A 7705-nucleotide genomic window follows, 5' to 3' on the forward strand; every position below is an offset into this window, starting at 1 on the left:
AACCTTTTTTGATAGTATGCATATTGCTTATCAGAAAAATATTGATAGCATTAAACAGGATGCTGATTTTGGTTTTGACTTTGTTAATTCTTCTGTCAGTTAATTCATGCCTGTCAGATCAAGTCTAAACTATTACATCTTTGCGCAAGCCTTTTAGCAATATTACTAGTTAATAAAATAGCAACAACATTGCTGGAAACTAAAATAGTAAACAGAGATGATATTCCCGCAATCATAAATTCAGCTTGAGTTTTTGTCATATTCACCTTATCGGTGAATATATCTATCTTTTTCTGACTGTATTCGTACATTAAGTGGCTTAATCCACTACTGAAGAGAATAAATATCATTACTTCATTCATCTTATAAAAACCCCTATATATGTCACGAGAATATTCAATAAGAGAATAATCAAAAAAAGCTATTCCTAATATCCCAGCAATAACCATATTAATAGCTAATGTTACCAGAGTGTTTATTTCAAATAAACCCATAATTATTAAAGATATATAAGGGATAATTTTGACTATGGATAAATAATTCAGACTTGAGATAGAAACAACTTCTGTACTATTTGAAATTATTACTAGATAAATAAGTATTATAAGACCTGTAACAGATCCTGTCTTGAAAGTGAGTTTTATTTTATCCTTTACTGAAGCTCCTTGTGAAGAAGTAGCAGCAATAGTAGTGTCAGATATCATTGAAAGGTTGCTGCCAAACATAGCTCCACCTATCACAGCTCCAACACCCACTGCACAATCAAAAGCTCCATTTTGTGCTAAATTAACAGCTATTGGTGTTATAAGTGCAATAACTCCGATTGATGTGCCGATTGCACTTGAAATAAAAGTAGAAAGTAAAAACATTCCAGGAAGTAATAATCGTGCTGGAAGAAAGCGAATAGTTAAGTTAGTAATAACATTTATACTACCAAGCGATTCAGTAATAGTAGAAAATGCTCCAGCAAATAGAAAAATCAAACACACGGTAAGAGTAGTTTTATTACCCATACCTTTTATAAGTGTATCAATACTATGCTGAATTTTGTTTTTATTGAATAGAACAGCAAAAAATAATGCTGGTAATAAGCAAATTAACGGTGAAATTTGATGAAGAGGATTGCCAAGTCCGATAAAAGAAAAATAAATACCACTTCCAAGGTATAAAGCTAGAAAGATAATGAGAGGAAGAAATGCAAACACTTATCGTAGTTGAACAAATCGGAAGTATACTAGAACAAGCTATTTTAAGCAATCATCAATATATTGTTTTTCTACCAATTTTGAACATCTTAAGCCATCTACTTTTGAATAAATTCCATTTGCATTTCTTGTATACTATCCTCTATTTGCTTTATTTGTTCTATTAGCCTTTCCTCTAAGTCAAAATTACCGCCCAGCCTTGCTTTAATTTTTTCTTCTTGTAATACATTTAATTCTTTCCGTAATACTATGTTATTCCAAACAGTTTCTGCCGATCTCTTCTCACTTAATTGACTATTTAGTACGCTAGTTTTTTCAAATATAAACTTTATAACACTAGACTCCTGTAGCAGAATTTCTTTATTAAAGTTGCTCTCATTAGTTACCATATTAATTACGCACTGTTGTAATTTTTTCATCTCATTAGTAAATTCGAAATGAGAAAATTGCTCAAAAAATATAGGACGGTTCAAGATTTCAGGAAATTCTACGGCTATACGCAAAATTATGGCCTGATTTTGCTCTGCTTCAATTAGCTCTGGAGATTTATTGTAAAGATACTCACCTTTTGTTGCTTTGCTATTAAAAATCAGCTTTTTAAAGTTTCTTCTTAATTCACTGACCTTATTGTAAAAATAATCTCTATAATACCTTCTAATACTGCTGTTACCGATAGCATTGACATATTTCATGAACTTGTGCTCAAGAATTGAATATTTTTCCGGAGCAAATTTTTCATAATTTTGCAAATTGCTACCAATTATGTGATGCCATAAATATTCAGAGTGCAGTTCTGTTGAGCGGTTAAAAGCGGATAGTACATCTTCCGTCTTATATTCTAGTTCATTGCATATATCGTATGGGTCCTTGTTGCTTGGCAAAGTCACGAACTTCAATGTGTATCCAGGCTCCAGTATCGGCAGAACAAGTTCTGCAATTCGAATAGCAGCATGACATCCAGGACTATCGCCATCCATACAGATAGAAATTTCTTTAGCAAGTTTCCAAAGATTTTTTATCTGCTCTGCAGAAATTGCGGTACCAAGCGGAGCAACTGTATTGCTAATTCCCGCTTGATGTAGTGCTATTACATCCATATATCCTTCAACAACAAATAGATGCTGTTTTTTGCGTATTTCACTCAAAGCAAAGTTTAATCCATATAAATTTTCTCTTTTCTTAAAGAGCTGACTCTCTGGGCTGTTTAGATACTTCGGCTGTTGCTCAGAGTTCAGCGCACGTCCGCCAAAACCAATAACTTTGCCCGTGATGTTGTGTATAGGAAATATCAGCCGATCATAGAAATAATCACGAGAATTCTTATTTATTAACCCAACATCGATCAAAATCTCGTCTTTAATACCAGAGGAGTTCAAATATTCCTTCAAGCCAGAACTTGGTGCATAACCTATCTTAAATTTATCTATGATTTTGAGTGAGATCTTGCGCTGCCTTAAATAAGCCATAACACCTCGATTTTTCTGCGCGAACCAACTTGCAGCTAAATTCAGTGCTGAAAACAGTTTGTCATTTTCTTTAGCAAAGCTGAGGTTTTTGGGTAACTCAACACCTGCAACAGATGCCAATTTTTCCAACGCTTCCTTAAAACTTAAGCCCTCAGTTTGTGAAATAAATTCAAACGCATCACCATGAGCTGAGCAACCGAAACAGTAATATAAGCCCTTAACATTGCTGACCGAAAAAGATGGAGTTTTTTCGTTATGAAATGGGCAGAGTCCAACAAAACTATCTCCTCTTTTTATTAACCTAACTTTTTTTCCTACTATGTCGGACAACAATAATTTTGACTTTATAATATCTATATGATCCATTTTACCGAATGAGTAGTGGTAGGATAAAAATTATATAGAATTTATGCATATCTGACTCGAAATTTATTCAGAAAGATCAGGAGAGCTTGACAAAAAGCTCAAAATAAATTACCCATATAAATACCCTTAAGTTGCAATTTCTTATATGTCAGATGTGATATCAGTTGCTTCAGACCACGCAGGTTATGAACTAAAATCAGAAATAAAGGCTTACTTGGAAACTTTAGATTATACAGTGATAGACCGTGGATGCACTGCTGAACAAAAGAGTGTAGACTACCCTGACTATGCTGCTGAAGTTGTAGAAGATATAACAAACAAAAAAGCAAATTATGGAATATTAATTTGCGGTACAGGTTTGGGCATGAGTACTGTGGCAAATCGTTTTGAAGGAATCTACGCTGCTTTATGTAATAGTGTTGAGATCGCAAAATTAGCTCGCGAGCATGGCAACGCGAATATACTTTGTCTTGGTGCAGGGTTTACTGCGAGTGGATTAGCAAAAGACATAGTCAAACAATTCCTCGAAACAGAATTTTCAAAAGAAAGTAGACATAAAGAACGCCTTGATAAACTTAGCAATATTAGCAAGAAAAAAACCACAAAAACTTATAACGAAGATGAAATATCAAAATTCGCTAAAATAGCAGGTGAATGGTGGAATGAGAATGGCAAATTCAAGCCATTGCACATGATGAATCCTGTGAGAGTATCATACATCGTTGAGAAAATAAAAGAATTAAAAAAATGCGATTTAAAAGAACTATCATTGCTCGATGTTGGTTGTGGTGGTGGCATTTTGTCAGAGTCAATGGCGCGTATTGGTATTAGCGTTGCAGGAATAGATGTATGTGAGGAAAACATAAAAGTGGCACAGTCGCATGCGAAGAAAGTAGGGTTAAATATAGAATACACACACACTAGCATTGAAGAGCTAAGCAATGACAAGAAGTATGACGTGGTTTTGTTGATGGAAGTGGTTGAACATGTCGATAATTTAGAGTTTTTCATGAAAAAAGCAATAGAGCTGTTGAAGCCAGAAGGGCTAATTTTTATATCGACGATAAATAGAACTATTAAATCCTTCTGTCTTGCAATAGTCGGCGCAGAGTACATATTAAACTGGCTGCCAAAAGGCACACATAATTGGAATAAATTTCTCAAGCCATCAGAAATTGCAAATCATCTAAGGGAAAACAATGTAACACTACAAGATATGACTGGTATGGAATATAATGTAATAAAGCGTGAATGGAACTTGACCAAAGGTGTGGATGTTAATTATATACTTTGTGGAAACGTTGTAATTTGAAATCTCATTCAAGTACTAGAAGGTAATGCAAATATTTTAGGCAGTTTTACTTTACTTAGCAGCTAATTTATCATATGTATTTCCATAGGATATCGCTATATTAGAATATGTTACAATTACTAACCTTACTTGCTGTTATCACTTTGGTTGTATTTTTTGGTCATCTAGTTCCAATGGAAGTGAAAACCTTCTTGTATTCAATAAGCCTTAGTATAAAAGAGATCTTACTATTTATAATGCCTTTTATTGTTTTTGCATTAATCTTTAGTAGTGTTAACAATCTTAAGCAGTCGGCTATAAAGTTTATATTGTTACTTATTATAACGATTTTCTTGTCGAATCTAGCTTCAAGTTTAATAGCTTATTCTGTTGGGCATTTCATCACACAAAACACTTATTCAATACAAGATATAACATATGAAGAAACAATTATTCCTTTATGGTCATTTAGTATACCTGCATTGCTTTCTAATTTTTATGCCCTTGCTTGTGGATTTGTGTTAAGCATATTAGTGTCCACAATATTACCAAAAAAAAGCAAAGAGCTCTCGAACAAAATGTTAGATTTAACTCTCTTTATTTTGAAGACATTTTTGACGCCAATTATTCCAATGTTTGTACTTGGTCTTGCTTTAAAAATGGAACATGATCAGGTTTTACCCATAATATTTAAGGATTACTCAATAATTTTTATTATTATATCATCTGCAACCTACCTTTATGTTTTTCTCTTATATGGAGCAGCAAATTCGTTCAAGATCACAAGCTGGATAGCTAGTATAGGTAATATGATACCAGCATTTATTACTGCAATGAGCACAATGTCTAGTAATATAGCTATGCCGCTTACTCTTGAAGGAAGCAAAAAAAATGTAAAGCAGCATGATATAGCATCGTCTGTTGTGCCAATAACTGCTAGCTTTCATTTAGTAGGTGATTGCTTTTTTATTATAATACTATCAATGATAATGACTTTTGGTGGTGCATTGTCTGCAACAGACTATGTGACTTTCCTTCTCTACTTTCTGTTATTTAAATTTGCTATTGTTGCAGTTCCAGCGGGAGGGATTATGGTAATGTTGCCTGTTCTTGAGAAGTATCTTAAATTCTCCCCAGAGATGCTTTCATTAATTACAGCATTGTATATAGTGTTTGACCCAATAATAACTTCAGCAAATGTTATGGGTAACGGTGCGTTCACTATGATGTTTACAAAGCTCTATGATAAGCTTAAGTGATGTCCATTCTAGCAATTAATACTGTAGGTGCTGGTAGTTCAATAGCAGTAATTGATTACGATGGTAATTGTTTTGTAGAACGCAATTCTGCAAACAATAGTCATGCAGAATCATTTTTTCAAATACTGAATACTTTGTTTGATAAGCATAATTACAGCTACGATAAAATAGACCATTTAGCAGTGATAGTTGGACCAGGAAGTTTTACTGGAATCAGAGTTGGTATATCAACTGCACAAGGTATAAATCTTGCTACAAATAAGCCGTTATATGGGGTTAGTGCCCTGGAAGCTCAAGCATATGCAATATCGCTACTTTGTACAAATAGCAAAAAAAATATTAAAGCTATAATCGAAGATGATCAAAAGTTTTATACGCAGTTATTTGATTTCAATTTGTTACCGCTATCAAATCCTGCTGTAGTAAGTGAACTCCAGCCTGAAACGCACTGCATTACATATATGGATTGCAGTTTACCAAAGTTGGATGCTAGCCATGCAGGGCTATTAGTCCGTTATAGACTAAAAAATAAACAAAAATTAAATGGAGTTGAGGCTCTATATTTAAATGAGCCTCAGTATATGAAATCGTTGCCTATTGCGTAAACACTATTAATTTGGCCAAGTTTGTACATCTGACTTACTATTTCTTCTGCTACTTCTTTTATACTCATATTTGAATTTTCTACCTCTATAGAGCATTTTGTGGTACAAATAAATCTTCCTCCCTAAATTTAATACTATTTATATTAGTAACCTTCCTATTTTTTCTTTGCTTTTTTGATATAGTACGCTCTTGTAATATCAATGGATTGCACCTAAGTACTATAGGGAGGATTTTTGTGCTCATTTTTTTACTAAGTTCTACTACTGAGTTATATATTCTTATGTTGTAATCATTATTTTTAATTAATTCATCAACAAATATATAATTTTTTGAGTCAATAGGATAGGCTTCTATTGCCTGAAACATAACATGTGTAGTGTTATATATTCTATCTCGAGCTTCTTTGGAAGTTTGATTATATTCAAGTCCACTTACAATTACTGCATTTATCATACTAGATAATACTATTGCTGTAGAAAGTTTACCACTTCCTGGAAGACCAGTGATATATATGAAAAATTTTGTTAGCTGTTTTTTTATGTCAACGTTTATCATATTATTTTTAATATTAAAACCTACAATTATAATAACATAAAAACAAGGCTTTAAAACATATGAAATATTACATAAAAAGTCGTTTTTATAGTTAAAATACTATGTAATCTAGAAATGTAAACTCTAATCACCTAAGGCAAGTAAAAGTGCTTAGTATTTTAACGTAGGTTCACCTTTTAGTTTGTAATAAACTTTTTTTTACGTATAAATCTTTAGAAAATTTTAGTCAAGAGCTATGTTATTAACAAATAGTGAGTTGAAAAGAGACCTAGTTAACGCCTATCAAATTTTATCTTATCTTAAATTAGATGATCATACGTATACTCATCTCTCTGTACGTTCTGAAGATAAAAAGTCATTTTATGTTTATCCGTTTGGTATACGTTTTTATGAAGTAGATGAAAGTTCATTGATGAAAGTATCGTTTGATGGGAATATAATTGAAGGCAAAGAATATCAATATAATAAAACTGGCTATGTAATCCATGGCTTCATTTATCAAGCAAGGAAAGATATTCAAGCAATTTTTCATCTACATACACCTTCTATTGTAGCAGTTTCTTCTCTCAAGGATGGATTACTCCCAATAAGTCAGTGGGCGCTGCACTTTTATAATAAGGTATCTTACCATGATTATAATTCCCTGGCACTTGATGATACAGAAGGAAAAAGATTAATAGCTGATTTGAAAGAAAATTTTGTGATGTTAATGCGCAATCATGGATCTATAACATGTGGTCAGACTATACAAGAAGCAATGTTTTATACGTATCACTTAGAACAAGCTTGTAAAACTCAATGCCTGACGCTAGCAATGTGTAATAGTTTAGACTTGATCTGACAAGCAAACAAAGTAAGATAAAAATATAGACAAGTTTTAAAGGAAAGGAGTGTCAGATATGAATACAACACAAGAAAAAATACTAAAACCAAAGTTGGGATTGCTAGAACTTGCAA

At 32.7% G+C, this 7705-nt stretch carries 5 protein-coding genes and 2 pseudogenes; 4 read left to right on the top strand and 3 right to left on the bottom strand.

The genetic code is table 11. The annotated features are described in order from the left end of the window. Positions 1–113 precede the first annotated feature (113 nt). Positions 114–1205 carry a Na+/H+ antiporter NhaC family protein gene (locus JR053_RS04495; RefSeq protein ID WP_416603685.1) on the bottom strand — a complete coding sequence of 364 codons (1092 nt, stop codon included), beginning with the start codon at positions 1203–1205 and terminating at the stop codon, positions 114–116. Between the two features lie 98 nt (positions 1206–1303). Further along, the gene (gene dnaG / locus JR053_RS04500; protein ID WP_010401576.1) at positions 1304–3037 is read right to left on the bottom strand and encodes a DNA primase; all 1734 of its coding nucleotides are present in this window, start codon (positions 3035–3037) and stop codon (positions 1304–1306) included. A 145-nt stretch (positions 3038–3182) separates the two neighbouring features. Between dnaG and ubiG the strand changes: the two genes are divergently transcribed. The 3 genes from ubiG (at position 3183) to tsaB (ending at position 6192) form a co-directional block, all read left to right on the top strand. After that, positions 3183–4349, top strand: coding sequence for a bifunctional 2-polyprenyl-6-hydroxyphenol methylase/3-demethylubiquinol 3-O-methyltransferase UbiG (gene ubiG / locus JR053_RS04505; protein ID WP_010401578.1), 1167 nt, complete (start codon positions 3183–3185; stop codon positions 4347–4349). 107 nt (positions 4350–4456) lie between these two features. Next, positions 4457–5587 (top strand): cation:dicarboxylate symporter family transporter, encoded by a 1131-nt coding sequence (locus JR053_RS04510; RefSeq protein WP_010401580.1) that lies wholly within the window; start codon positions 4457–4459, stop codon positions 5585–5587. After that, positions 5587–6192 (top strand): tRNA (adenosine(37)-N6)-threonylcarbamoyltransferase complex dimerization subunit type 1 TsaB, encoded by a 606-nt coding sequence (gene tsaB / locus JR053_RS04515; RefSeq protein WP_007302675.1) that lies wholly within the window; start codon positions 5587–5589, stop codon positions 6190–6192. The genes JR053_RS04510 and tsaB overlap by 1 nt, the downstream gene beginning before the upstream one ends. On the opposite strand, the pseudogene JR053_RS04520 reads toward tsaB, so the two are convergent. Then, positions 6162–6748 (bottom strand): annotated as a pseudogene (locus JR053_RS04520) (adenylate kinase family protein). The gene tsaB and the pseudogene JR053_RS04520 overlap by 31 nt on opposite strands. A gap of 235 nt (positions 6749–6983) precedes the next feature. Between JR053_RS04520 and JR053_RS04525 the strand changes: the two are divergent. Then, a pseudogene (locus tag JR053_RS04525) lies at positions 6984–7583 on the top strand (class II aldolase/adducin family protein); the annotation flags it as partial. Between the last annotated feature and the right edge of the window lie 122 nt (positions 7584–7705).

Source organism: Wolbachia endosymbiont of Nasonia vitripennis, assembly GCF_048054115.1.
In the GTDB taxonomy this organism is placed as follows: Bacteria; Pseudomonadota; Alphaproteobacteria; order Rickettsiales; family Anaplasmataceae; genus Wolbachia.

Excerpts from the sequence above, each read along its gene's own strand:
- dnaG (WP_010401576.1), bottom strand. The coding sequence starts at position 3,037 with ATGGATCATATAGATATTATAAAGTCAAAATTATTGTTGTCCGACATA.
- ubiG (WP_010401578.1), top strand. The coding sequence starts at position 3,183 with ATGTCAGATGTGATATCAGTTGCTTCAGACCACGCAGGTTATGAACTA.
- JR053_RS04510 (WP_010401580.1), top strand. The coding sequence starts at position 4,457 with ATGTTACAATTACTAACCTTACTTGCTGTTATCACTTTGGTTGTATTT.
- tsaB (WP_007302675.1), top strand. The coding sequence starts at position 5,587 with ATGTCCATTCTAGCAATTAATACTGTAGGTGCTGGTAGTTCAATAGCA.